General features: G+C 68.8%; 24 protein-coding genes and 1 pseudogene. 18 read left to right on the plus strand and 7 right to left on the minus strand.

Features of this window, described 5'->3' with window-relative positions:
• Nucleotides 1-29: 29 nt before the first annotated feature.
• Genes SALMUC_RS05850 through acs form a run of 4 tightly spaced genes read right to left on the minus strand, consistent with a single transcriptional unit; the run spans nucleotide 30 to nucleotide 4816 of the window.
• Nucleotides 30-1808, minus strand: coding sequence for a sodium:solute symporter family protein (locus SALMUC_RS05850; RefSeq protein ID WP_021119884.1), 1779 nt, complete (start codon nucleotides 1806-1808; stop codon nucleotides 30-32).
• Between the two features lie 6 nt (nucleotides 1809-1814).
• Nucleotides 1815-2102, minus strand: a complete 288-nt coding sequence (locus tag SALMUC_RS05855; protein ID WP_020042596.1) for a DUF4212 domain-containing protein — start codon at nucleotides 2100-2102, stop codon at nucleotides 1815-1817.
• 57 nt (nucleotides 2103-2159) lie between these two features.
• Nucleotides 2160-2843 (minus strand): adenylate kinase, encoded by a 684-nt coding sequence (locus SALMUC_RS05860; protein WP_037371236.1) that lies wholly within the window; start codon nucleotides 2841-2843, stop codon nucleotides 2160-2162.
• Nucleotides 2844-2848: 5 nt separating this feature from the next.
• Nucleotides 2849-4816: an acetate--CoA ligase gene (acs, locus tag SALMUC_RS05865; RefSeq protein ID WP_021119885.1), complete on the minus strand. Its 1968-nt coding sequence runs from the start codon at nucleotides 4814-4816 to the stop codon at nucleotides 2849-2851.
• A 422-nt stretch (nucleotides 4817-5238) separates the two neighbouring features.
• On the opposite strand from acs, the gene SALMUC_RS05870 reads away from it, so the two are divergent.
• From SALMUC_RS05870 to SALMUC_RS28705, 5 genes are all read left to right on the plus strand, one after another.
• Complete coding sequence (locus tag SALMUC_RS05870) at nucleotides 5239-6249, plus strand: C4-dicarboxylate TRAP transporter substrate-binding protein (protein ID WP_020038964.1); 1011 nt, start codon at nucleotides 5239-5241, stop codon at nucleotides 6247-6249.
• A 74-nt stretch (nucleotides 6250-6323) separates the two neighbouring features.
• Complete coding sequence (locus tag SALMUC_RS05875; protein ID WP_021119886.1) at nucleotides 6324-6956, plus strand: TRAP transporter small permease subunit; 633 nt, start codon at nucleotides 6324-6326, stop codon at nucleotides 6954-6956.
• The gene (locus tag SALMUC_RS05880; RefSeq protein ID WP_020038966.1) at nucleotides 6953-8350 is read left to right on the plus strand and encodes a TRAP transporter large permease; all 1398 of its coding nucleotides are present in this window, start codon (nucleotides 6953-6955) and stop codon (nucleotides 8348-8350) included. Before SALMUC_RS05875 ends, SALMUC_RS05880 begins: the two co-directional genes overlap by 4 nt.
• A gap of 248 nt (nucleotides 8351-8598) precedes the next feature.
• A complete protein-coding gene (locus SALMUC_RS05885) occupies nucleotides 8599-8787 on the plus strand; it encodes a PLDc N-terminal domain-containing protein (protein WP_020038967.1) in 189 nt (62 codons plus the stop codon).
• 36 nt (nucleotides 8788-8823) lie between these two features.
• Nucleotides 8824-8988: a DUF1328 domain-containing protein gene (locus tag SALMUC_RS28705; protein WP_020038968.1), complete on the plus strand. Its 165-nt coding sequence runs from the start codon at nucleotides 8824-8826 to the stop codon at nucleotides 8986-8988.
• A gap of 107 nt (nucleotides 8989-9095) precedes the next feature.
• On the opposite strand, the gene SALMUC_RS05895 is transcribed toward SALMUC_RS28705, so the two are convergent.
• A complete protein-coding gene (locus SALMUC_RS05895) occupies nucleotides 9096-9896 on the minus strand; it encodes a response regulator (RefSeq protein WP_020038969.1) in 801 nt (266 codons plus the stop codon).
• A gap of 151 nt (nucleotides 9897-10047) precedes the next feature.
• On the opposite strand from SALMUC_RS05895, the gene SALMUC_RS30300 reads away from it, so the two are divergent.
• From SALMUC_RS30300 to SALMUC_RS05920, 5 genes are read left to right on the plus strand one after another with little or no spacing between them, the layout of a single operon-like run.
• Nucleotides 10048-10176 carry a NepR family anti-sigma factor gene (locus SALMUC_RS30300; RefSeq protein ID WP_021119887.1) on the plus strand — a complete coding sequence of 43 codons (129 nt, stop codon included), beginning with the start codon at nucleotides 10048-10050 and terminating at the stop codon, nucleotides 10174-10176.
• A complete protein-coding gene (locus SALMUC_RS05905) occupies nucleotides 10173-10733 on the plus strand; it encodes an RNA polymerase sigma factor (protein ID WP_020038971.1) in 561 nt (186 codons plus the stop codon). Before SALMUC_RS30300 ends, SALMUC_RS05905 begins: the two co-directional genes overlap by 4 nt.
• Before the next feature lie 52 nt (nucleotides 10734-10785).
• Nucleotides 10786-12552, plus strand: a complete 1767-nt coding sequence (locus tag SALMUC_RS05910) for a sensor histidine kinase (protein ID WP_021119888.1) — start codon at nucleotides 10786-10788, stop codon at nucleotides 12550-12552.
• A complete protein-coding gene (locus tag SALMUC_RS05915) occupies nucleotides 12536-13513 on the plus strand; it encodes an amidoligase family protein (RefSeq protein WP_020038973.1) in 978 nt (325 codons plus the stop codon). Before SALMUC_RS05910 ends, SALMUC_RS05915 begins: the two co-directional genes overlap by 17 nt.
• Entirely contained in the window at nucleotides 13510-14244 is a 735-nt protein-coding gene (locus SALMUC_RS05920; RefSeq protein ID WP_020038974.1) for a gamma-glutamyl-gamma-aminobutyrate hydrolase family protein, read from the plus strand. The genes SALMUC_RS05915 and SALMUC_RS05920 overlap by 4 nt, the downstream gene beginning before the upstream one ends.
• 2 nt (nucleotides 14245-14246) lie before the next feature.
• On the opposite strand, the gene SALMUC_RS05925 is transcribed toward SALMUC_RS05920, so the two are convergent.
• Nucleotides 14247-14936 (minus strand): PRC-barrel domain-containing protein, encoded by a 690-nt coding sequence (locus SALMUC_RS05925; protein ID WP_020038975.1) that lies wholly within the window; start codon nucleotides 14934-14936, stop codon nucleotides 14247-14249.
• Nucleotides 14937-15386: 450 nt separating this feature from the next.
• Between SALMUC_RS05925 and SALMUC_RS05930 the strand changes: the two genes are divergently transcribed.
• The 8 genes from SALMUC_RS05930 (at nucleotide 15387) to SALMUC_RS05965 (ending at nucleotide 23215) form a co-directional block, all read left to right on the plus strand.
• Complete coding sequence (locus tag SALMUC_RS05930) at nucleotides 15387-16913, plus strand: aldehyde dehydrogenase (NADP(+)) (protein WP_020038977.1); 1527 nt, start codon at nucleotides 15387-15389, stop codon at nucleotides 16911-16913.
• A 479-nt stretch (nucleotides 16914-17392) separates the two neighbouring features.
• Nucleotides 17393-17551: a hemin uptake protein HemP gene (hemP, locus tag SALMUC_RS28710; RefSeq protein ID WP_245584674.1), complete on the plus strand. Its 159-nt coding sequence runs from the start codon at nucleotides 17393-17395 to the stop codon at nucleotides 17549-17551.
• A 49-nt stretch (nucleotides 17552-17600) separates the two neighbouring features.
• Nucleotides 17601-18860: an imelysin family protein gene (locus SALMUC_RS05940; protein ID WP_020043677.1), complete on the plus strand. Its 1260-nt coding sequence runs from the start codon at nucleotides 17601-17603 to the stop codon at nucleotides 18858-18860.
• 43 nt (nucleotides 18861-18903) lie between these two features.
• Nucleotides 18904-19164, plus strand: a complete 261-nt coding sequence (locus tag SALMUC_RS05945; protein ID WP_020043678.1) for a (2Fe-2S)-binding protein — start codon at nucleotides 18904-18906, stop codon at nucleotides 19162-19164.
• Entirely contained in the window at nucleotides 19148-19633 is a 486-nt protein-coding gene (bfr, locus tag SALMUC_RS05950; RefSeq protein WP_020043679.1) for a bacterioferritin, read from the plus strand. The genes SALMUC_RS05945 and bfr overlap by 17 nt, the downstream gene beginning before the upstream one ends.
• Complete coding sequence (locus SALMUC_RS05955) at nucleotides 19593-21149, plus strand: di-heme oxidoreductase family protein (protein WP_084513901.1); 1557 nt, start codon at nucleotides 19593-19595, stop codon at nucleotides 21147-21149. The genes bfr and SALMUC_RS05955 overlap by 41 nt, the downstream gene beginning before the upstream one ends.
• A gap of 1 nt (nucleotide 21150) precedes the next feature.
• Complete coding sequence (locus SALMUC_RS05960) at nucleotides 21151-22134, plus strand: imelysin family protein (protein ID WP_020043681.1); 984 nt, start codon at nucleotides 21151-21153, stop codon at nucleotides 22132-22134.
• Nucleotides 22135-22138: 4 nt separating this feature from the next.
• Nucleotides 22139-23215 (plus strand): DUF1513 domain-containing protein, encoded by a 1077-nt coding sequence (locus tag SALMUC_RS05965; RefSeq protein WP_020043682.1) that lies wholly within the window; start codon nucleotides 22139-22141, stop codon nucleotides 23213-23215.
• 84 nt (nucleotides 23216-23299) lie between these two features.
• Here the strand turns inward: SALMUC_RS05965 and SALMUC_RS30305 are convergent.
• Nucleotides 23300-23489, minus strand: a pseudogene (locus tag SALMUC_RS30305) (xylulokinase); the annotation flags it as partial.

Here is a 23489-nt window from a genome sequence, read left to right on the forward strand (position 1 = left end):
GGCCGCCCGCGCGGCCCGCGGCCCTGTCGTCAGTGGTCCTGCGCGGCGGCGGCACCGCGGGGGACGCGGACGCTTTCCACGAGGTCGTTGATCTCCTGCGGGATCGGCTTGGTCGCGTTCGACACGATGAAGGCCACCGCGAAGTTGATGAGCGCACCAACCGCACCGAAGGAGGTCGACTTGATCGACAGCAGCAGCGGCTCGGCGTCCGTGAAGCTGTTGGTGTCGGGGATGAAGAACCAGCCCTTGTGCAGGAAGATGTAGAGCAGCGTCACCACGAGGCCCGTGACCATGCCCGCGACCGCGCCCTTGTTGTTCACCTTCGTGAAGATGCCCATCATGAGCGCCGGGAAGATCGAGGCTGCGGCGAGGCCGAAGGCCAGTGCCACGGTCTGGGCCGCGAAGCCCGGCGGGTTGAGGCCGAGATAGGTCGCGACACCGATGGCCGCGGCCATGGCAATTCGCGCCGAGAGCAGCTCGCCCTTTTCGGAGATACCCGGGTTGAGCTGACCCTTGATGAGGTCGTGGCTCACCGCCGAGGAGATCGCGAGCAGCAGGCCCGCGGCCGTCGAGAGCGCGGCGGCAAGACCGCCGGCGGCGACGAGACCGATCACCCAGGAGGGCAGGTTGGCGATTTCCGGGTTGGCCAGCACGAGGATGTCGCGGTTGAAGTTGGTGAGCTCGTTGCCCTCCCAGCCTTCGGCTGCCGCGCGCTCGGCCATCGCGTCGGATCCGTCGTTGTAGTACTGGATCCGGCCGTCGCCGTTCTTGTCCTCCCAGCCCAGAAGGCCGGTCTGCTCCCAGGTGCGCATCCAGTCATAGGCCGGATCGGTCGCGATGGTCTCGGCCGAGACGGCCTGGCCTGCGACACCTTCGGGCCAGAACTGCTGGGTGATGTTCAGCCGCGCCATGGCGCCCACGGCGGGGGCCGTGAGGTAGAGCAGCGCGATGAAGACCAGCGCCCAGCCGGCGGACCAGCGTGCGTCGGCGACGCGCGGCACGGTGAAGAAGCGCATGATGACGTGGGGCAGGCCCGCGGTGCCGATCATCAGCGACAGGGTGAAGAGCACCATGTTGAAGGTGTCGCCGTTGTGCGCCGTGTACTCGTTGAAGCCGAGGTCGGTCACGATCTGGTTCAGCGTCGCCAGCAGCGGCTCGCCCGAGGGGGTGTCGCCGAAGAGGCCGAGCGCCGGGATCGGGTTGCCGGTCAGCTGCAGCGAGATGAAGATCGCCGGGATCGTGTAGGCGAGGATCAGCACGCAGTACTGGGCGACCTGGGTGTAGGTCACGCCCTTCATGCCGCCGAACACCGCGTAGGCGAAGACGATCACGGCGCCGATCAGCAGGCCGGTGGTGCTGTCCACCTCGAGGAAGCGGCCGAAGGCCACGCCCACGCCGGTCATCTGACCGATCACGTAGGTGATCGACGCGATGATGAGGCAGAGCACGGCGACGAGCCGCGCGGTGGGCGAGTAGAAGCGGTCGCCGATGAACTCGGAGACGGTGAACTTGCCGAACTTGCGCAGGTAGGGCGCGAGCAGCAGGGCAAGCAGCACGTAGCCGCCGGTCCAGCCCATGAGGAAGCTGGAGTTGTCGTAGCCGACGAAGGCGATGAGGCCGGCCATCGAGATGAAGGAGGCCGCCGACATCCAGTCGGCCGCCGTGGCCATGCCGTTGGTGACGGGGTGCACGCCGCGGCCGGCGGCGTAGAACTCCGAGGTCGAGCCCGCGCGGGCCCAGATGGCGATGCCGATGTAGAGCGCGAAACTCGCGCCCACGAACAGCAGGTTGATGGTGAACTGATCCATGGCGCTTTACTCCTCGTCCACGCCGAAGTCTTTATCGAGCTTGTTCATCCGCCAGGCGTAGAAGAAGATCAGCGCCAGGAAGACGAGAATGCTGCCCTGCTGGGCGAACCAGAAGCCCAGGTCGGTGCCGCCGACCGGGATGCCGGACAGCAGCGGGCGCAGCAGGATGCCGAAGCCGAAGCTGACGAGCGCCCAGATGATCAGGCTGATGACGATGAGCCGGATGTTGGCCTTCCAGTAGGCCGCCCCCGACTTGTCCGCCGCCTGCGCGGTGTTGGTCGTATGATCCGCCATGAGCGGGTCCCTCCTCTCTCCAGGTGATGCCGCCCCCGCGGGGGCGGCGGGGTGCGGTCAGCCCGTCACCCGTTTCACGATCGCGCCGAGTTCGGCGGCGATGTCGTCGATGGCGCCCATGGCATCGATGCGGGCCAGGGCGCCGGTCTTGTCGTAGTAGCCGATGAGCGGCGCGGTCTGCGCGTGGTAGGCCTCGAGCCGGCTTGCCACGGTCTCGGCCTTGTCGTCGGCGCGGCGCGTCATCTCGGTGCCGCCGCACTTGTCGCAGGTGCCCGCGGTGGCGGGCTGCTTGAAGGCGTCGTGGTAGCCCTCGCCGCAGGCGGCGCAGGTGTAGCGGCCCGAGATGCGCGTCACCATCGCGGCGTCGTCGACCTCGAGACTGACGGCGGCGTCGATGCGCTGGTCGCGCTCGGCGAGCAGCGCGTCGAGCGCCTGCGCCTGCACGGTGGTGCGCGGGAAACCGTCGAGGATCACGCCGCGGGCGCAGTCGGGCTCGGCGAGGCGATCGCGCAGGATTGCGATGACGATCTCGTCGGAGACGAGCTCGCCCGCCTCCATCACGGCCCTGGCCTTCTTGCCGGCCTCGGTGCCCTGGGCCACGGCGGCGCGCAGAAGGTCGCCGGTGGAGAGCTGCACGAGGCCGAACTCCTCCTCGAGCATGCGCGCCTGGGTGCCTTTCCCGGCCCCCGGAGGGCCGAGAAGGATGAGCACGGGGGCGGCGGTCACGGTCTGTCCGTCCATCATCGTCACTCCCGGTTCATGCGGTTGTCGATGAGGTCGTCGACGACGGATGGGTCGGCGAGGGTGGAGGTGTCGCCGAGGGCGCCGTAGTCGTTCTCGGCGATCTTGCGCAGGATGCGGCGCATGATCTTGCCCGAGCGGGTCTTGGGCAGGCCCGGGGCCCACTGGATGAGGTCGGGCGAGGCGATGGGGCCGATCTCGGTGCGCACCCAGCTGCGCAGCTCCTTGACCAGCTCGTCGCTGGGCTCGATCCCGTTCATCAGCGTGACGTAGCAGTAGATGCCCTGGCCCTTGACCGGGTGCGGGTAGCCCACGACCGCCGCCTCGGCGACCTTGGAATGGGCCACCAGCGCCGATTCGACCTCGGCCGTGCCCATGCGGTGGCCCGAGACGTTGATCACGTCGTCGACGCGCCCGGTGATCCAGTAGTCGCCGTCCGCGTCCACCCGGCAGCCGTCGCCGGAGAAGTAGTGGCCCTTGTACTGCTGGAAGTAGGTGCTCTCGAAACGCTCGTGGTCGCCCCAGACGGTGCGCATCTGCCCCGGCCAGCTGTCCTTGAGCGCGAGCACCCCCTCGCAGGGCCGCTCGGTGATCTCCTCGCCGCTGGTGGGGTCGAGCACCACCGGCTCCACGCCGAAGAAGGGCTTCATCGCCGCGCCCGGCTTGGTCGCATGCGCCCCCGGCAGCGGCGTCATCAGGTGCCCGCCGGTTTCGGTCTGCCACCAGGTGTCGACGATCGGGCAGCGGCCCTGGCCGACCTTCTCGTTATACCAGTTCCACGCCTCCGGGTTGATCGGTTCGCCCACGGTGCCCAGCACCTTGAGCGAGGATAGATCGCATTTCGTTACGAATTCGTCACCCTGGCCCATGAGCGCGCGGATCGCCGTCGGCGCGGTGTAGAACTGGTTGACCTTGTGCTTCTCGCAGACCTGCCAGAAGCGGGAGGCGTCGGGGTAGGTGGGCACGCCCTCGAACATCAGCGTGGTCGCCCCCAGCGCGAGGGGCCCGTAGACGATGTAGCTGTGCCCGGTGACCCAGCCCACGTCGGCGGTGCACCAGTAGACGTCGCCTTCGTGGTAATCGAAGGTGATCTCGGTCGTCATGGCGGCGTAAACCAGATATCCACCACTGCTGTGTACGACCCCCTTGGGCTTGCCGGTCGAGCCCGAGGTATACAGGATGAAAAGGGGATCCTCGGCGCCCATGGGGCGGGGCGGACACTCGGGCGCGGCATGCGCCATGAGGTATTTGACGTCGACATCGCGGCCGTCGATCCAGGTGGTCTGGTCGCCGGTGTGCTTGACCACGAGGCAGCGCACCTTGTCCGAGCAGTGCAGCAGCGCGGCGTCGGCGTTGGACTTGAGCGCGGTCTTGCGGCCGCCGCGGGGCGCGGTGTCGGCGGTGATGACGATCTTGGCGCCGCAGTCGTTGATGCGGTTGGCCAGCGCGTCGGGCGAGAAGCCGGCGAAGACGATGGAGTGGATGGCCCCGATGCGCGCGCAGGCCAGCATGGCATAGGCGGCCTCGGGGATCATCGGCAGGTAGATGACCACGCGGTCGCCGCGCATGACGCCCTGGCTGAGCAGGACGTTGGCCATGCGGTTCACCTTGTCCGACAGTTCGGCATAGGTGATGTGCTGGGCCGGGTCCTCGGGGTTGTCGGGCTCGAAGATGATGGCGGTCTGGTCGGCGCGGTCCTTCAGGTGCCGGTCGATGCAGTTGTAGGCGACGTTGAGCACGCCGTCCTCGAACCACTTGATGTCGACCTTGCCGAAGTCGAAACAGGTGTTCTTGATGGTCCTGGGCGCCTCGACCCAGTCGAGCCGCTGCGCCTGCTCGGCCCAGAACCCCTCGGGGTCCGAGATCGAGCGCGCGTACATCTCGTCATACCGCGCCGCATCGACGTGCGCGGTCGACACGAAGTCGGACGATGGTGCGTAGACCCCGGTCGCGGTGGATTGGTCGTCTTTCATGAGTCCTCCCTCACTTCTTGCGACGCCGCGTCACGCGGCATGTCCATCCCTCGCAAGAGAATACTCGAAACCGAAAATTATGGAATACCCTACGGTAAACGATGAATTTTCGTGTAAACTGCTTTCCACGTTTCAAGAGGTTCTGTAAATTTATTTGCCGAGAGCGACATTCTTCCCGAGGATTCAATGGCCTTGCCCCTGCGGCAGGTCGAAGGGCGCGAGGGTGAGGCGGGCTCGCCTCATGATTGTTTGCGGTATCAGAGAGGTGTGACAAAACGCTGCAGTATGCCCTGGTATACCGTATGGGCCGCGCCGTGCCGCCACGTCCCGACTCGCCGGCGGGGTTGCGTGGTGACGCGAAGCGGCTAGGCTCGGGTCCAAGGCGGGCGGAGGACCCGCCGCGATCCAATGGGAGGATACACATGAAGTTCACGGCCACATTGACCGTGGCGGCGCTGACCGCCGCCTTCGCCACCGAAGCCGCGGCGACCGAATGGAACGTCTCGGTCTGGGGCAAGCGCCGCGCCTTCACCGAGCACATCCACAAGCTGGCCGAGCTGGTCGAGGAGAAGACCGACGGCGAGTTCACCATGAACATTTCCTACGGCGGCCTGTCGAACAACCGCGAGAACCTCGACGGCATCTCGATCGGCGCCTTCGAGATGGCGCAGTTCTGCGCCGGCTACCACCCGGACAAGAACCGCGCGATCACCGTGCTGGAGCTGCCCTTCCTCGGCGTGTCGAACCTCGATGAAGAGGTCGCGGTCAGCCACGCGGTCTACGAGCACCCGGCGGTTGCCGAGGAGATGGCCGGCTGGAACGCCATGCTGGTGATGACCTCGCCCATGCCGCAGTACAACATCGTCGGCACCGGCGATCCGCGCGCCACGCTCGACAGTTTCGACGGCATGCGCGTGCGCGCGACCGGCGGGCTGGGCGAGGCCTTTGCCGCGGTGGGCGCGGTGCCGACCTCGATGACCGCGTCCGAGGTCTACCAGGCGATGGAATCGGGGGTGATCGACACCGCCGCCTTCGCCCAGCACGCGCACCTGAGCTTCGGCACCATCAACGAGGCCGACTGGTGGACCGCGAACCTCAACCCCGGCACGGTGAACTGCCCGGTGGTCGCCAACATCGACGCCTACGAGGCCCTGTCGGACGCCGAGAAGGAGGCCTTCGACAGCTCGGTGCCCGAGGCCATCGACCACTACCTTGCCAACTATGGCGAGCTGCTGGATCGCTGGGATTCGGTGCTCGAGGAGAAGGGCGTCGAGAAGGTCATGATCTCGGACGAGGAACTCGCCGAGTTCAAGTCGGTCGCCGATCCGATTCACGACCAGTGGATCGAGGACATGGGCGCGCAGGGCCTGCCCGCGCGGGAGCTCTATGACCTGGTGAACGACACGCTGGACGAGCAGCGCGCCTCCAACTGATGACGGGCCGGGGCCCGGGGCCGCGCGCCCGGGGTCCCGCTCCGATGATCGAGACGATCGAAAGGACGCCCAAGATGGCCGGACAGTCCGCCGTTCTCGAGGACGGCTCGACCCTTAGTCGCATGGACCGGGGGCTCGAGCATCTCGAACGCCTGCTTGCCTTCCTGTCGGGGCTGGGCGCCTTCGCGCTCATGTTCCTGGCGGTGATCTCGGTGGGCGGGCGCACCTTCTTCAACCAGCCGCTGCCCGGCTACGTCGACTGGATCGAGACGGCGATGCCGCTGATCGCGATCCTGGGGATTTCCTACGTGCAGCGGCAGGGCGGGCACATCCGCATGGACATCGTGGTGGGCAAGCTGAAGGGCCGGGCGCTCTGGGCGGCGGAATGGATCACGACCTTCGGGATCCTCGTGCTGATCGCGGCGCTGGTCTGGGGCAGCTGGGCGCATTTCCAGCGCAGCTTCGACATGGGCGCGCCGCTGTGGTCGCGTGACAGCACCATCGACCTCGGCCTGCCGATCTGGCCGGCCAAGCTGATCGTGCCGGTGGCCTTCTCGGTCATGTGCCTGCGGCTGGTGCTGCAGCTCTGGGGCTACGGGCGGGCGCTGGTGCTGGGGCTGGAGGCGCCGGTGGCGGTGCCGCTGGTGCAGAGCGCGGCGGAACAGGCGGCGGCCGAGGCCGAGCAGATGCAGGGGCACGAGCAATGAGCACCATCGAGATCGGTCTGTGGGTCACCGGCGGGCTCATGGTGATGGTCGTCCTCGGCATGCGCGTGGCCTTTGCCGCGGGCCTTGCGGGGCTGCTGGGCCTTGTCTGGGTCTTCTGGTCGAAGCGCAGCTACGACCCCGAGATGCTGGGCTGGGCCGTCGGCGTGGCGGTCAAGACGGCGGGGCAGGTGCCCCATTCCAAGGTCTCGAGCCAGGCGCTGAGCCTGATCCCGACCTTCATCCTGATCGGCTATCTCGCCTATTACGCCGGGCTGACGCGGGCGCTGTTCGAGGCGGCGAAACGCTGGGTCGCCTGGGTGCCGGGGGGCCTCGCGGTCTCGACGGTCTTCGCGACGGCGGGCTTCGCGGCCGTCTCGGGTGCCTCGGTGGCGACGGCGGCGGTCTTTGCGCGCATCGGCATCCCCGAGATGCTGAAGGTGGGCTACGACAAGCGCTTCGCCGCGGGCGTGGTGGCCGCGGGCGGCACACTGGCGAGCCTCATTCCGCCCTCGGCGATCCTCGTGATCTACGCGATCATCGTCGAGCAGGACGTGGGCAAGCTGCTGCTGGCGGGCTTCCTGCCGGGCGTCTTCTCGGCCTTCGTCTATGCCGCGCTGATCATCGGGCTCGCGCTGACGATCAAGGGCTTCGGGCCGCCGGTCACGGGCTTCACATGGCGCCAGCGCTTTGCCGCGCTGCCGCCGGCGCTGCCCATCGTGGCGGTGGTCGTGATCATCATCTTCTTCGTCTACAACCCCTTCGGCGACGCCTGGGGCACCCCGACGGAGGGCGGCGCCGTGGGCGCCTTCATCGTCTTCGTCATGGCGCTGATCCACGGCATGCGCCTGCGCGAGCTGAAGGACGCACTGATCGAGACGGCGAAGCTGTCGATCATGATCTTCACCATCATCTGGGGGGTGCTGATCTACGTGCGCTTCCTGGGCTTCGCGGACCTGCCCTCGGCCTTTGCCGACTGGATCACCTCGCTGCACTACTCGCCGATGCTGATCCTGGTCTGCATCCTGCTGGCCTATGCCGTGCTGGGCATGTTCATGGATGCCATCGGGATGCTGCTGTTGACGCTGCCGGTGGTCTACCCGGCGGTCATGGCGCTGAACGGCGGCGAGATGGTGAGCGCGGCCGACAGCACCTTCGGCATGTCGGGGCCCATGTGCGCGGTCTGGTTCGGCATCCTCGTGGTGAAGATGGCCGAGTTCTGTCTCATCACGCCGCCAATCGGGCTCAACTGCTTCGTGGTGGCGGGCGTGCGGCCGGACCTGTCGGTACAGGACGTGTTCCGGGGCGTGATGCCCTTCTTCATCGCCGACGCGGTGACCATCGCGCTGCTGGTGTCCTTTCCCGCCATCGTGCTCTGGCTGCCGTCGCTCGCCTGAGCGGGGCCGGACGCGCAGGGGCAGGGCGGCACCGGCGCTGCGTGGCGCAGAGGTGCGGCGCAGCGCCGCGGGGGCACGGGAACCCGGCGCCGGTGAGCGGCGTTTACCCTGCAGACGCCCGCCAGAGAGGCTGACGGGCCGCCAAACCTGACGGAAGACGGACCGCGCGGGCTCTGCCCGAAGCGGGGGCCGATGGCCCCTGCACGATATCGCTCTGTCCTCCGGCCACACCGCAAGGAGGACCTGTCATGGAATTTGCAGGTATCGGGGGATTCATCGTCCTCGTTCTCGACATCTGGGCAATCGTCTCGATCATCGGATCCGCCGCAAGCACCGGCGCAAAGGTGCTCTGGGTGCTGCTCGTGCTCGTGCTGCCCGTTCTGGGCTTCATCATCTGGCTGATCGCCGGGCCGAAGTCCGCCCGCGCTCACGTCTGATCCCAGCCGCATCCCATCATATCGGAGGATACCGTCATGCTTTACTGGGCCCTGCTTTTCTTCGTCGTGGCGATCGTCGCCGCCGTCTTCGGTTTCGGCGGGATCGCCTCGGCCTCGGCCGGGATCGCGCAGATCCTGTTCTTCATCTTCCTGGTGCTCTTCGTGGTCACCATCATCATGAAGCTGGTGCGCCGGGCCTGATGGCCCGCCACCCGGCACCGCATAGGAAAGGCCGCGCTCCTTTCGAACCGCGGCCTTTTCGAGGGCCAGCCGAAGGCGCGGCCCCTACCTGCACCCGGGATCGGGGATCAGGCCTTGAGCGTCTCGGTGGACGAGAAGAACATGGCCTGGCTCACGGCCGAGCGCACCTGGTCCTCGGAGTAGGGCTTGGAGATCAGGAAGGCCGGTTCGGGCCGTTCGCCGGTCAGCAGCCGCTCGGGGAAGGCGGTGATGAAGATCACCGGACGGTCGCCCAGCTCGCCGAGGATGTCGTTGACCGCATCGATGCCCGAGGAGTTGTCGGCCAGCTGGATGTCGGCCAGCACGAGATCGGGCGTGTCCTTCTTGGCGAGGTCGACGGCGGCATCGCGGGTGCGCGCCACGCCGGTGACCCGGTGGCCGAGGTCGGCGACGATGCTCTCGAGGTCCATCGCGATGATCGCCTCGTCCTCGATGATGAGCACGCGGCCCGAGACCATGTCGGCCATTTCCTGACGCGCGAGCGAGACGAGCTGCGACGCCTCGTCGGTGTCCATCTGCATGATTTCGCCCACCTGCTCGAGGCTGAAATCCTCGATGGTGTAGAGCAGAAGCGCCTCGCGGCTGTTCGCGGTCAGCGACGAAAGCCGCGCCTGGGCGGCTGCGCGGGGGGCGGTGGTTTCCTCGACCACCGGGGCGCCGGTCGAGACCCAGATACCGTGGAAGACCTTGAACAGGCCCACCTTGGGATCCGAGGTTCCGGCGACGGCCTCCCGGTCGGTGAGGATCGCCTCGAGGGTGGCTGCGGCGTAATTGTCGCCGGTCGCCTGACTGCCCGTCAGCGCCCGGGCATAGCGCCGCAGGTAGGGCAGCGCCGCCCCGATCGTCTGGCTCAGATCAGCCTTTGTCATGAAGCAAGGTCCTTTTTTCGATATTTCCGGGAACCAAACGTGCAACACGGGCATTTGTTCCCAGTATTTATCGTGCGATGTGCAGGCGGAAGAGCAAGAAGGCGACTAGGTCAGAATGGGTCAGAACCGGGCAAAAGCGAAGGAGGCGGAGGTGATCGACGAGAACCTGCGTCGTGTTTACGAAGACATGCTGGACGAGAAGGTGCCGGACCGGTTCCTTGATCTCATCGCACGTCTGAAGGCCAGCGAGACCGCTGATTCCGAAAGCGGGGACCGATGAGCGCAGACCCCCGCGACGAGATCGTCGAGCACCTCCCTGCGCTTCGCGCCTTCGCGCTGTCCCTGACGCGTAATGGCGCACTCGCCGATGACATGGTGCAGGACACGCTGGTGAAGGCGTGGTCCAAGATCCATACCTTCGAGCAGGGCACGAACATGCGGGCCTGGCTCTTTACCATCCTGCGCAACACCTACTACTCGAATCGCCGCAAGGCCGGACGCGAGGTGTCGGACGCCGAGGGGACCTTCACGGACTCGCTGTCCGAGAAGCCGGCGCACGACGGCCGCCTCCAGCTCGAGGACTTCCGCCGCGCCTTTGTTCAGCTTTCGGACGAGCAGCGCGAGGCGCTGATTCTTGTCGGCGCGCAGGGCTTCGCCTACGAAGATGCCGCCGAGACCTGCGGCGTGGCCGTGGGCACCATCAAGAGCCGGGTCAACCGGGCCAGGGCGCGTCTGGTGGAGCTGCTCAAGCTCGACGACGAGGACGAGCTCGAGATGACCGATCAGGCCACCATGGCCGTGGTGTCGGGGCGCCGCACATCCGGTGCGCTGAACTGAGGCGGTCCGCCAGTGGCGGGCCGCAGGCGAGGGGAAATCAGAGCGGGGTAGCATGATCGGAGCCGCAGGGCCGCGTCTTCGACCTTCGGGACTTGCGGCCAGGATCATTCTTTTCCTGTCGCTGGCTCTCGTGCCGATCGGGGTCGTTGCCTACTTCCAAACAGCGAAACTGCAGGAGGAAACCCGCCTGCGGTCGCAACTGAGCCTTGTGGCGCTGACCGAGGCGGCGGCACTGGGCGAGCGCGAGACCATCCTGCGCGCGCAGGGCGGGGCACAGGCGCTTGGCGCGACCTTCGCGAGCTATTTCGGCAATCGCGAGACCTGCATGGACCGGCTGCGCACCTACCTGGATGCCTCGCCGGGCTATTCCTTTGCCGGTTTCCTGACGGTCGACGGCGACATGCCCTGCCACACCGGCGCCGGGCCGGTGGACGTCGAGAACAATCCGCGGCTGCAGAGGTTGCTGGAGTCGCCGGGCGCCACCGCCTGGCTGAACCAGTTCGGCCCGGTGAGCCGCCGCTCGGTGCTGGTGGTCGCGCAGCCCTTCTTCGAGGACGGACAGCTGGCCGGGCACGTGCTGGTCTCGGTGCCCTCGGCGCTGCTGCCGCGCGGGACGCAGGCCGCACAGCCGCCCGCCGGCTTCGAGGACGTGGTGACGATCAACGAGCGCGGGCAGGTGATGTCCTCGCGCTCGGGGCTGGAGAACATCGAGGGACGGCTGCCCGCCGACCTGGACCTGCGCAGCCTGATCGGCGCGGAATCCCAGAGCTTTGCCGCGCGCAGCCGGGACGGCACGACGCGCGTCTACGCCTCGGCGCCGCTGGTGCCGGGCATGGTGCACGCGCTGGGGATCTGGGAACAGGACAGCGCCGAGGCGCAGGCCATCACCGTGAGCGGGATCGCCAAGGCGCTGCCCTTCCTGATGTGGGCAGCCTCGGTGATCGTTGCCTTCCTCGCGGTGAACCGGCTGGTGATCCGGCACATCAAGCGGCTGTCGCGGCGCATGCGCGCCTTTGCCCGCTCGCGCCGCATCCCGGTGCCGAACGAGACCGACCGCATGCCCGCCGAGCTCGCCGACATCGAGAACGACTTCCTCGACATGGCCGACGCCATCCTGCGCGACGAGGCGCAGCAGGAGAACGCGCTGCGCGAGAAGACGGTGCTGCTGAAGGAGGTGCACCACAGGGTGAAGAACAACCTGCAGCTCATCTCCTCGATCATGAACATGCAGATCCGCCAGTCCGACAGCGCCGAGACGCGAGCGATCCTGCACCGCCTGCAGGACCGCGTGCGCAGTCTCGCGACGATCCACCGGAACCTCTACCAGACCGAGGACCTGGGCCACGTCGATGCCGGGCGGCTGCTCGAGGATCTGGTGCGGCAGATGGGCGAGATGACCGAGGTCAACGGCTCGAAGGTGACGATCGAGACCGAGGTCGACAGCGTGGAGACCGTGCCCGACCAGGCCGTGCCGCTGTCGCTGCTGGCGGCCGAGGCGATGACCAACGCGCTGAAATACGCCGGTCCCGGTCCCGACGAAGAGGCCCGCGTCAAGCTGCGCTTCGCGCGTCTCGAGGGGCACCGCGCCGAGATGATGGTGACCAACACCGTCGGCCCGCGCCCCGAGGGCGAAAAGGCCGAGGTCGAGCCGCGGGGGCTGGGCGCCCGCCTGATCCGCGCCTTTGCCACGCAGCTTGGCGGCGAGCTGGACCAGCAAGAGGAGGAGGGGCGCTATACGCTGGGTGTCCGCTTCGCCCTGGTGGACTTCACGCCCGATGAGTCCACTCCCACGAAGGTACCGAATGTCCCCGATTTCTGACAGCCCGCGCCCCGACCCCCTGCACCCCCCGCATCCCGAGAACGCCAGGGGCGATCTGCGCCGGGTGGGCGTCGAGGTCGAGTTCTCGGGCGTGACCGAGCGCGAGGTGGCCAGGGTGCTGACCGAGGCGCTGGGCGGCGAGGTCAGGGACGGCGGCGACGAGGACCACTGGATCGCCGCCGGCACCGAGCTGGGCGATTTCGAGTGCTACCTGGACAGCCGCCCGCTGCAGAAGCTCGACCACGACGGGCTGGGCCGCCAGCTGCGCGAATTGGCGCGCACGGTGGTGCCGGTCGAGATCGTCAGCGAGCCGATCGAGTTCACGCAGATCGGCCGGCTCGACGATGCCGTGGACGCACTGCGCGAGGCGGGCGCGACGGGCACCCGCGCGGGCGTGCTGCTGGGCTTCGGCGTGCATTTCAACCCTGAGGTCATCTCGGAGGCGCTCGAGGACGTGCTGCCCACGCTGACCGCCTACGCGCTTCTGGAGGATCACCTGCGCCGGGTGGCCGAGATCGACATATCGCGCCGCCTGCTGCCCTGGGTCGATTCCTATCCGCGTGCGCTGGTCGACCAGCTCGCCGGGGAGTCGCCGCCGGCGACCATGACCGAGCTCATCAACCTCTACCTCGACCTGGCGCCCTCGCGGAACCACGGGCTCGACATGCTGTGCTTCTTCGCCCACGTCGACCGCGCCCGCGTCGCGCGCAGCATGGAGATGGAGCAGATCTCGGCCCGGCCGACCTATCACCTGCGGCTGCCGGACTGCCGCATCGACGAGCCCGACTGGTGCCTTGCGGCGGAATGGAACCGCTGGGTCCTGGTCGAGCGCGTGGCCGCCGACGCGGATCTGCTCGACCGGCTGAAGACGGGCTGGCGCGAGCATCGCGCATCGCTGACGACGACGCGCTCGGACTGGTCATGGCGCAGCGCGCGGATCCTGCAGGAGTCCGGGCTGTGAAACCACTGATCGGCGTGACCGTCTCGCGCCGCTCGGGCTGGCGCATCTTCCCGCTCATGTGGCTGTCCGTCGCCCTCGCGGGGGGCAGGGCGACCTGCTGGCAGGCGGGCGACGACGACATCGACCTCGACGCGGTGGACGGTGTGGTGATCGGCGGCGGCGACGACATCGCCCCCACGCTCTACGGCGGAGAGCTGCGCCTCGGCGTTCGGCTCGACCCCGAGCGCGACGCGCTGGAATCTGGCGTGCTGCGCGGTGCCTTCGAGCGCGGGCTGCCGGTGCTGGGGATCTGCCGCGGCTCGCAGATGCTGAACGTGGTGCTGGGCGGCACGCTGCACCAGGACGCCTATCGCGTCTACGACTCGCGCCACATCCGCACGATCCTGCCGCGCAAGCGCGTGAGCATTGGCCGCGACACGCTGCTGGCCCATTCCGCCAAGACCGAATGCCTCTACGTGAACGCGCTGCACTCGCAGGCGGTGGACCGGCTGGGGGAGGGGCTGCGCGTCGCCGCGCGCGACGAGGGCGGCATGATCCAGGCGATCGAACGCCTGAGCGATCCCTTCGCGCTGGGGGTGCAGTGGCACCCCGAGCACCTGTTCTATCGCCGCGCGCACCGGCGGCTTTTCCGCTCGCTGGTGGCGGCGGCGCGCGCCGGGCGGACGCAGACCGCGCAGGTCGCCGCCGCCGAGCAAGAGGCCGCGGCCGCCGCAGACGTCTGGCCCGGCTAGGCTCAGACGCTGGCCAAGTCCTCGCGGCTCGGCGCGCTTTCCAGCTCGGTGGTGCTGGCCTCGAGCACGACGTGGCCGCCGTGGTCGTCGTCGACCCGGTGGGCGACCTCGGCGAAGGGCACTGCGCGTTGCCGGCGGCCGAAGAGCCGGTCGTTGTCGACCACGAGATAGGCGATGCGGTTCTCGTCGGGGTCGTGCAGCAGGTCGCCGACCACGCCGACCTCGCCGTCGCGGGCAAAGACCGGCCGGCCGAGCCAGTGGCTCAGCTGCTCGTAACGCTCGCGCGCGGTCTCCGCGCGCGGGTCGGTCTCCTCGTCCGCGGGGCCAAGGCCCTCGGCGGCCTGGCTGGCCAGCGCGAGGGGCGCATGGGTGGCGCCGAAGGGACCGATGACGAGCGGCGGCAGACCCGCGAGCATCTCGGCGAGGCCACTGCGCTCGCCGGCCCAGCGGGGTGCGCGGGCCAGCTCGTCCTCGGTGATCTCGAGCGTGATCTCGCGCCCCTCGGGGTCGACGCTGCCCATGAGCGAGGCCGCGGCCAGCGCCTGGTCGGTGCTGGTCCAGCCGCCGGGCTTCACCGCCAGGTAGGTGACACGCTGCCGGTCAGGGTCGAACAGAAGGTCGGTCACGCCAAAGCGGTTGTTGCCCGCGCGGGCGCGCCAGCTTTTGCAGAGATCCGATAGACTGATGAGCATGATCCGTTCCCTCGATGGTGTCCGGACAAACCCGGGGGTGCGACAGAAAGTTCCGGAACCGGTCGGCGGGGCGGGCGTTGAACGGTCAAGCAGAATGGAGACGACCCATGGCAACGGATATCTTCGTGGCCGGACTGGGCGCTCTGATCTTTGTCGCGGTGCTGATCGTCGCGTTGACCCGAAACGGGGAAGCCGACCGGCGCTCGCGCTGATTTCGAGACGTCACATCCGGCCATCTCATCGCGTCGGCGCGACATGCGCCTGACGCACGATGCCGGGCGGAGGCTCCCGCCCCTCATCGCGGCCGGGCATCTTGCCCGGCCGCCTTGACGCCGGGGGCTGCGGTTCTGGTATACCATTTGCGAATCCCCGGCGCATCCACGCGGCGGGGTCACGACTTCCGACATCGACGCGCCCGAACCGGGACGCGCATTCCGAAAGGACCTTTTCATGCTCGACAAGTCCACCTTCACGCCGCACGGCAAGCACCTGATCGCGGGCGACTGGGTCGCCGGCGAGACGACCTTCAAGTCCGAGCCGGCGCACGGGCCGGTGCACGCGTTCAGCGTCGGCACGCCCGACCTCGTCGAGCGCGCCGCGAAGGCCGCCGAGGAGGCCTTCTGGAGCTACGGCTACTCGACCCGCGAGGAGCGCGCGAAGTTCCTCGACACGATCGCCGACGAGATCGAGGCGCGCGGCGAGCAGATCACCGAGATCGGCACGCAGGAAACCGGCCTGCCCGAGGCACGCCTGCAGGGCGAGCGCGGCCGCACCACCGGCCAGCTGCGCCTCTTCGCCAGCCACATCCGCGAGGGCGCCTACCTCGACCGGCGCCACGACAAGGCACTGCCCGACCGCGAGCCGGCGCCGCGCCCGGACCTGCGCATGATGCAGCGCCCGATCGGCCCGGTGGCCGTCTTCGGCGCCTCGAACTTCCCGCTGGCCTTCTCGACCGCGGGCGGCGACACCGCCTCGGCGCTGGCCGCCGGCTGCCCGGTGATCGTCAAGGGCCACTCGGCGCACCCCGGCACGGGCGAGATCGTGGCCGAGGCCATCGCGGCGGCCATCGAGGCCTGCGGCATGCCCAGGGGCGTCTTCTCGCTCATCCAGGGCGGCAAGCGCGACGTGGGCCAGGCGCTGGTGCAGCACCCGCTGATCCGCGCCGTGGGCTTCACCGGCAGCCTCGGCGGCGGCCGCGCGCTCTTCGACCTCTGCGCGCAGCGCGACGAGCCGATCCCCTTCTTCGGCGAGCTGGGCTCGGTCAACCCGATGTTCCTGCTGCCCGAGGCGGTGAAGGCGCGCGGCGCCGAGATGGGCACGGCCTGGGCGGGCTCGCTGACCATGGGCGTGGGCCAGTTCTGCACCAACCCCGGCATCGCCGTGGTGGAGAAGGGCCCCGAGGGCGACGCCTTCGTCAAGGCGGCGGCCGAGGCGCTGACGGGCGTCGACACCCAGTGCATGCTGACGCAGGGTATCGCGGATGCGTATACGAGCGGTAAATCCCGCTTCGACGGCCGCAACGCGGTGAAGCCGGTGATGACCACCGACAGCGAGGGGCGCAACGCCTCGCCGAACCTCTACGAGACCGACGCGGCGAGCTACCTGCAGGACCACGCGCTCGGCGAGGAGGTCTTCGGCCCGCTGGGCCTCGTGGTGCGGGTCGACGGCCCGGACGACATGGACCAGCTGGCGCGCGGCTTCGAGGGCCAGCTGACGGCGACGCTGCACATGGACGCGGGCGACACGGCGCTGGCGCAGCGGCTGATGCCGGTGCTCGAGCGCAAGGCGGGCCGGCTGCTGGTCAACGGCTTCCCGACGGGGGTCGAGGTCTGCGACTCGATGGTCCACGGCGGGCCTTACCCGGCCTCGACCAACTTCGGCGCGACCTCGGTGGGCACGCTGGCGATCCGCCGCTTCCTGCGGCCGGTCTGCTACCAGAACGTCCCCGAGGACCTGCTGCCCGACGACCTCGCGTAAGCCCCTTCCGGGGCGGCCCGAACCCGCCGCCCCGCACTTCTTCTTGTTCCAAATACGCAGGGTGAATTCGCGCCAAAGGCGCGAAGAGGGCGAAGCCCTGGCCGGATTTTTCGAAGAAAAATCTGGCCGCCCCAAGGAACAGGCCCCGTCCGCGAAATCCGCGGGCGGGGCCTTTTTCTTGCGCGTCCGCCTGGTGCCTAGCCCGCAAAATAATAGCTGACTGCTTTACTCAGGTTGACTTGTCCGATTCTTTTGGTCAGTTATAAGCATATCCAGCCACCCTGCACCTGCCGTGGGGGAGCCCGATCCGAGCGACAAGGAGGCTGACCATGACACGCGACAGGATCGCGGGACACGCGCCCGCGCACGACCGCCCGCAGGACGACATGCTGGCGCTTTTCTTCGGAGGGTTCTGGCCCGCGGATGCGCGGCTCGAAGCCCTGCTGGATCGTATCGAGACCCGGGGGGCCGACCACATGATGGAAGCGCGCTTCAACGCCGACACCGCGCGTCCCGCCGTGCCGCGTCACGATGCCCGAGAGCTCACCCACGGCGGGGTGACCGCCGAGATCGAGCTGGACGGTCAGCTCTACACCCTTCGGATCACCAAGGCCGGAAAGCTGATCCTGACCAAGTAGGACCGCGGGCGGCGCCGAGAGGGGCCGCGCCGCGCAACGAGGAGACAGAATGAAACACCTGATGACATCCGGCCTGGCCCTGGCAATCGCCGCACCGGCGCTGGCCGCCCCCGAGGCGGACGCCGTGGTCGAGACCTACGCCGACATCGCGCAGGCGGGCTACGAGGACAGCCTGACCACCGCGAAGGCACTCGACGATGCCGTGGATGCGCTGATCGAGAGCCCTTCGGCCGAGACGCTGCAGGCCGCGCGAGGGGCCTGGCTGGCCGCGCGCGCGCCCTACCAGCAGACCGAGGTCTACCGGTTCGGCAACCCGATCGTCGACGACTGGGAAGGCAAGGTGAACGCCTGGCCGCTGGACGAGGGGCTGATCGACTACGTCGACGCCTCCTACGGCGGGGCGACAGACGCCAACCCGATGGCGGCGCTCAATGTCATCGGCAACCCGCAGCTGACGGTGGCGGGGCAGGAGGTCGACGCCTCCGAGATCACGCCGGAGCTCATCGCGGACACCCTGAACGAGGCCGACGGCATCGAGACCAACGTCGCCCGCGGCTATCACGCCATCGAGTTCCTGCTCTGGGGGCAGGACCTGAACGGCACCGATGCCGGCGCGGGCGAGCGGCCCTGGACCGACTACGCGCAGGGTGACGACTGCACCAACGGCAACTGTGGCCGCCGGGCGGACTATCTCGCCGCCGCGACCGAGTTGCTGGTGAGCGACCTGCAGGAGATGGTCACCGCATGGGGCGAGGGCGGTGCCGCGCGCGAGGCCGTCACCGAAGACGCCGGCCAGGGCATCGTGATGATGCTCACCGGCATGGGCTCGCTCTCCTACGGCGAGCAGGCGGGCGAGCGGATGCGCCTCGGCCTGATGCTCAACGACCCCGAGGAAGAGCACGACTGCTTCTCGGACAACACCCACATGAGCCACTACTACGACGGCAAGGGGATCCAGAACGTCTACCTCGGCCGCTACGAGCGGATCGACGGCTCGGTCGTCGAGGGTCCCGCGCTGACCGACCTCGTGGCCGAAGCGGCACCCGGGCTCGACGAGGAGATGACGACCAAGCTCGAGACCACGATGGCCGAGCTGGGCGAGATCCGCGACGCGGCCGAGGGCGGCTTCGCCTACGACCAGATGCTCGAGGCCGGCAACGAGGACGGCGAGGCGCTGATCATGGGGGCGGTCGACGCGCTCATCGACCAGACGCGCAGCATCGAGCGGATCGTGGCGGAACTGGACCTGCAGCAGATCGAATTCGAGGGGTCCGACAGCCTCGACGATCCGAACGCGGTTTTCCAGTAACCACGAGCAGTCACCACGAGGCAGGAAGACCGGGAGCGGCAAGATGATCGTCTGCAGCTGCATGAACATTTCGGATCGCGACATCCACGCCGCCATCGACTGGATGCGCGCCGCGGATGAGCAGACGATCATCACGCCCGGAAAAATCTACCACGCCCTTGGAAAGAAGGCGGATTGCGGCGGATGCATGGGCCTCTTCTTGCAAACCATGCGCACGAACGACAATCTGGAAGTTCCCATGCATCTCCGTGATCTTCGCGGTCGCGGAACAACACAGGACAAGCGACATGAAGGGCGACGATAAGGTTATCGAGTACCTCAACAAGGCACTGCGGTCCGAGCTGACGGCGGTCAGCCAGTACTGGCTGCACTATCGCCTGCAGGAGGACTGGGGCCTGGGCCACATGGCCAAGAAAAGCCGCGAGGAGAGCATCGAGGAGATGCACCACGCGGATACCCTGATTCAGCGGATCATCTTCCTCGGCGGACATCCGAACCTGCAGAAGCTGGACCCGCTGCGCATCGGGCAGACGCCGAAGGAGACGCTGGACGCGGACCTCGCGGCGGAACACGAAGCGCGCGCGCTTTACGCCGAGGCCCGGAAGTACTGCCAGGAGGTCGGCGACTACATTTCGATGAAGCTGTTCGAGACCCTGATGGCCGACGAGGAAGGCCACATCGACTTTCTCGAGACGCAGATCGAACTTTTCGGAAAACTTGGAGAGGAACGCTATGCGCTTCTCAACGCCTCGCCGATGGACGAGGCCGAGTGAACTGGCGTTCTGCGCCGCCCTGCTGACGGGCGGCGCAGCTCTCGCCGACGCGGGCTTGCTGGGCGACCTGGGCGACCCGCACCTGAATGTCATTCCCCGCACCGATGACGAGGCCGCGCGTGTCGCCGCGGTTACCGCGCCAGCCGAGAGCTTCGACGCGCCCGAGCGCTTCGAGGAGCGCTCGGCGGGCGCGGCCACGGTCCGCGCGCGGCGCAACGCCGACGCCTTCTCGCAGCCCTCGGGGAACATCAGCTTCGAGGACGAGCTGACCTTCAAGGTGGGCAACGGGCTCTTCCGCAAGATCTGGGTCTCGGCGCCGTCCTCGACACTGGCCTCGGACGGGCTGGGCCCGCTCTACAACGCGCGCGGCTGCCAGAACTGCCACATCAAGGACGGTCGCGGCCATCCGCCGGAGGGGGCGGAGGACACCGCCGTGTCGATGTTCCTGCGCGTCTCGGTGCCCGCCGATCCGGGGGCCGAGGTGCCGGATATCGAAGGCTGGATCGCGACCGAGCCCGACCCGGTCTACGGCGGCCAGCTTCAGGATTTCGGCCTGCCGGGCCATGCCGCGGAATACCGCCTGGACATCACCTACGACGAGATCGAGGTGCCGCTTTCGGGCGGCGAGAGTGCCAGCCTGCGCGATCCCACCTACCGGGCCGCCGACCTGGGATACGGGCCGCTGTCCGACGGGGCGATGCTGAGCCCGCGCGTGGCGCCGCAGATGATCGGGCTGGGCCTGCTCGAGGCGGTGCCCGCGGCCGACATCCTGGCGGGCGCAGACCCGGAGGACGCCGACGGCGACGGCATCTCGGGGCGCGCGGCGGTGGTCTGGTCGGTCGAGCACGACGGCCCCATGCTGGGCCGCTTCGGCTGGAAGGCCGGCAATCCGACGATCAAGGAACAGTCCGCCAATGCCTTCGCGGGCGACATGGGTCTCAGCTCGCCGCTGCAGCCGGCGGTCTGGGGCGACTGCGCCAACGCGCAGAGCGATTGCCGCGCGGCGCCCGACGGGGGCGACGCGGATGGCTACGAGGTGACGGCCGATGGGCTGGACCTCGTGACCTTCTACAGCCGCAACCTTGCCGTGCCCGCGCGGCGCGACATGGACGATGCGGCGGTTCTGAACGGCAAGCGGGTCTTCTACGAGACCGGCTGCACCGCCTGTCACCGGCCCAAGTTCGTGACCCACCGGCTCGAGGACCAGCCCGAGCAGAGCTTCCAGCTGATCTGGCCCTATACCGACATGCTGCTGCACGACATGGGCGAGGGGCTGGCCGACGAGCGCCCCGAGGGCCGTGCCGACGGCCGCGAGTGGCGCACCGCGCCGCTCTGGGGGATCGGCATGACCGAACAGGTCTCGGGGCACGCGACCTATCTGCACGACGGGCGCGCCCGCTCGCTTCTCGAGGCGATCCTGTGGCATGGAGGGGAGGCGCAGACGCAACGCGACGCCGTCGTTGCGATGGAGCCCGCCGACCGCGCCGACCTGATCCGATTCCTGGAGAGCCTCTGACATGCGACTTGCCCTGACCCTCTGCACCGGCCTTGCCGCCACCTCTGCCGCGGCGGGCGTCGAGGAGGCGCTGACCGAGCACATCCTGCCGGGCTATGCCGCTTTTGCCGAGAAGACCGCCGAGCTGTCCGGGGAAACATCGGAGGATTGCACGCCCGAGGCGGTGAAGCCCGCCTTCAACGCGGCCTTCGATGCCTGGACGCGGGTGGGCGACATCCGCATCGGCCCGTCGGAGACCGGCGCGCTCTCGGTCGCTTTCTGGCCGGATTCGCGGGGCTTCACGCCGCGGACTCTGAACCGGTTCATCTCCGGGGAAGAGGCGCGCGGCACCGATGCGGAAGCCTTTGCCGAGGCCTCGATCGCGGTGCGCGGGCTCTTCGCGCTCGAGCGCATGCTCTACGGCGAGGACCTGTCGGACTACGCCGAGGGCAGCTATGCCTGCACGCTGGTCCGGACCATCGCCGCCGATCTCGCGGGCCAGGCCGAGGCGCTGGAGACCGGCTGGCGCGAGGAGTTCGCGCCGGTGCTGCGCAGCGCGGGGGCGCCGGACAACGCGACCTACCTGACCGAGGAAGAGGCCGTCCGCGCGATCTATACGCAGGTGCTGACGAGCCTCGAGTTCACCGCCGACCAGCGGCTTGGCCGGCCGCTGGGCACCTTCGACCGGCCGCGCCCGGAGCGGGCCGAGGCCCGGCGCTCGGGGCGGCCGCTGCGCAACGTGCTGCGCGACGCGCAGGGCGCGGTCGACCTCGCGAAGGCGCTGGCCGACTGGGAGCTGCCCGAGACCGAGGCCGCCATGAGCCGGCTGCGCGAGGCGGCGGCACAGGTGAGCGACCCGGCCTTCGCGGATCTCGACGACCCCTCGGCGCGGCTGCGCGTCGAGATCGTGCAGCAGCACGTGCGCGACGTGCGCCGTTCCATCGAGGAGGAGATCGGCGTGCGCCTCGGGCTGCGGCCCGGATTCAACTCGTCCGACGGAGACTGATGCCATGACCACACGCCGCGCCTTTCTCGCGAGCCTTCTCGCCGCCGGAACCGCGCCGCACCTGGGCTGGGCGGCGGTGGGCGACCCGGCCTACCTCGCGGCGGCGAAGCTGCCGGGCGGGGCCTTCGCGCTGGCGGGCATCCGCGCCGACGGCAGCCGGGCCTTCCGGGTGCCGCTGCCGGCGCGCGGCCACGCGGCCTGCGCGCATCCGAGCCGCGCCGAGGCGGTGGGCTTTGCCCGGCGCCCGGGCCGCTACGCGCTGGTGATCGACTGCGTCGCCGGCAGCGTGCGGCACGAGCTGAGCCCGCCGGAGGGACGGCAGGTCAACGGGCACGGCGCCTACTCGGCGGACGGGCGGCTGCTCTACACTTCCGAGCAGCGCACGGAGGACAGCCGGGGATTCATCGGCGTCTGGGACGTGGGCGCGGGGTATGCCCGCGTGGGCGAGATGGAGACCTTCGGCACCGGGCCGCACGAGCTGCGGCTGATGCCGGACGGCCAGAGCCTCGTGGTGGCCAACGGCGGCATCCGGACGGACCGCTGGGACCGCGAGAAGCTCAACATCGACAGCATGACGCCGAACCTGAGCTACGTCTCGCTGGAAGGCGACCTGCTGGAACAGGTCGAGCTGGACCCCGAGCTGAGCCGGAACTCGATCCGGCACCTCGCGCTGCGCGAGGACGGGCTGGTCGGCTTTGCCATGCAGTGGCAGGGCGACACCGCCGACGGCTGGCCGCTGCTGGGGCTGCACCGCCGGGGCGAGGCGCCGGTGCTCTGCGAGGCGCCGCTGGGCGACGAGCTGGCGATGCAGGGCTATGCCGGGAGCGTGGCCTTCGCGGGCGATGGCAGTGAGATCGCCATCACCTCGCCGCGCGGCGGGCGGCTGCACCGGTTCTCGGATACGGGCGCTTTTCTCGGGGCGGTCAGCCGGACGGATGTCTGCGGGCTTGCGACCCATGCGGAGGGCTACATGGCCAGCGACGGGCTGGGCGGCGTGCTGCTGGTGGACGGGCAGGGCGCGCACCCGCTGTCGCGGGCGGATGCGGCCTGGGACAACCACCTCGTGCGGATCGCCGGGTAGCCGGGGGCAGGCGCCGCCGCGCCTCCGGCGGGGATATTTGGGGCCAGAAGATGCTTCGGGACGGGGGGCCGCCGCGGGCGGCGCTCACTGGATCGCCTTCACCCCGCGGTAGGCCGGGCCGAAGCGCTGCCAGGCCGCGTCGAAGGCGGGGACGAGTTCGGCCACCGGCTCGATCACCTCGCCGGTTTCGGGCGGGGTCATGACCTCGGCGGGGGCGGCGCCGGTGGCGGCGACGCGGCCCAGCCGGGCGGCGCCGAGGGCCGCGCCCATCTCG

This window comes from Salipiger mucosus DSM 16094 (genome assembly GCF_000442255.1).
Classification (GTDB): Bacteria; Pseudomonadota; Alphaproteobacteria; order Rhodobacterales; family Rhodobacteraceae; genus Salipiger; species Salipiger mucosus.

What these genes read in the sequence shown, in the direction of transcription:
- SALMUC_RS05930 (WP_020038977.1), top strand. Translation starts at nt 15,387, where the DNA reads ATGCTCGACAAGTCCACCTTCACGCCGCACGGCAAGCACCTGATCGCG.
- SALMUC_RS28705 (WP_020038968.1), top strand. Translation starts at nt 8,824, where the DNA reads ATGCTTTACTGGGCCCTGCTTTTCTTCGTCGTGGCGATCGTCGCCGCC.
- SALMUC_RS05885 (WP_020038967.1), top strand. Translation starts at nt 8,599, where the DNA reads ATGGAATTTGCAGGTATCGGGGGATTCATCGTCCTCGTTCTCGACATC.
- acs (WP_021119885.1), bottom strand. Translation starts at nt 4,816, where the DNA reads ATGAAAGACGACCAATCCACCGCGACCGGGGTCTACGCACCATCGTCC.
- SALMUC_RS05910 (WP_021119888.1), top strand. Translation starts at nt 10,786, where the DNA reads ATGATCGGAGCCGCAGGGCCGCGTCTTCGACCTTCGGGACTTGCGGCC.
- SALMUC_RS05870 (WP_020038964.1), top strand. Translation starts at nt 5,239, where the DNA reads ATGAAGTTCACGGCCACATTGACCGTGGCGGCGCTGACCGCCGCCTTC.
- SALMUC_RS05945 (WP_020043678.1), top strand. Translation starts at nt 18,904, where the DNA reads ATGATCGTCTGCAGCTGCATGAACATTTCGGATCGCGACATCCACGCC.
- SALMUC_RS05880 (WP_020038966.1), top strand. Translation starts at nt 6,953, where the DNA reads ATGAGCACCATCGAGATCGGTCTGTGGGTCACCGGCGGGCTCATGGTG.
- SALMUC_RS05940 (WP_020043677.1), top strand. Translation starts at nt 17,601, where the DNA reads ATGAAACACCTGATGACATCCGGCCTGGCCCTGGCAATCGCCGCACCG.
- SALMUC_RS05960 (WP_020043681.1), top strand. Translation starts at nt 21,151, where the DNA reads ATGCGACTTGCCCTGACCCTCTGCACCGGCCTTGCCGCCACCTCTGCC.
- hemP (WP_245584674.1), top strand. Translation starts at nt 17,393, where the DNA reads ATGGAAGCGCGCTTCAACGCCGACACCGCGCGTCCCGCCGTGCCGCGT.
- SALMUC_RS05905 (WP_020038971.1), top strand. Translation starts at nt 10,173, where the DNA reads ATGAGCGCAGACCCCCGCGACGAGATCGTCGAGCACCTCCCTGCGCTT.
- SALMUC_RS05855 (WP_020042596.1), bottom strand. Translation starts at nt 2,102, where the DNA reads ATGGCGGATCATACGACCAACACCGCGCAGGCGGCGGACAAGTCGGGG.
- SALMUC_RS05955 (WP_084513901.1), top strand. Translation starts at nt 19,593, where the DNA reads ATGCGCTTCTCAACGCCTCGCCGATGGACGAGGCCGAGTGAACTGGCG.
- SALMUC_RS05925 (WP_020038975.1), bottom strand. Translation starts at nt 14,936, where the DNA reads ATGCTCATCAGTCTATCGGATCTCTGCAAAAGCTGGCGCGCCCGCGCG.
- SALMUC_RS05875 (WP_021119886.1), top strand. Translation starts at nt 6,324, where the DNA reads ATGGCCGGACAGTCCGCCGTTCTCGAGGACGGCTCGACCCTTAGTCGC.
- bfr (WP_020043679.1), top strand. Translation starts at nt 19,148, where the DNA reads ATGAAGGGCGACGATAAGGTTATCGAGTACCTCAACAAGGCACTGCGG.
- SALMUC_RS05860 (WP_037371236.1), bottom strand. Translation starts at nt 2,843, where the DNA reads ATGGACGGACAGACCGTGACCGCCGCCCCCGTGCTCATCCTTCTCGGC.
- SALMUC_RS05850 (WP_021119884.1), bottom strand. Translation starts at nt 1,808, where the DNA reads ATGGATCAGTTCACCATCAACCTGCTGTTCGTGGGCGCGAGTTTCGCG.
- SALMUC_RS05915 (WP_020038973.1), top strand. Translation starts at nt 12,536, where the DNA reads ATGTCCCCGATTTCTGACAGCCCGCGCCCCGACCCCCTGCACCCCCCG.
- SALMUC_RS05965 (WP_020043682.1), top strand. Translation starts at nt 22,139, where the DNA reads ATGACCACACGCCGCGCCTTTCTCGCGAGCCTTCTCGCCGCCGGAACC.
- SALMUC_RS05895 (WP_020038969.1), bottom strand. Translation starts at nt 9,896, where the DNA reads ATGACAAAGGCTGATCTGAGCCAGACGATCGGGGCGGCGCTGCCCTAC.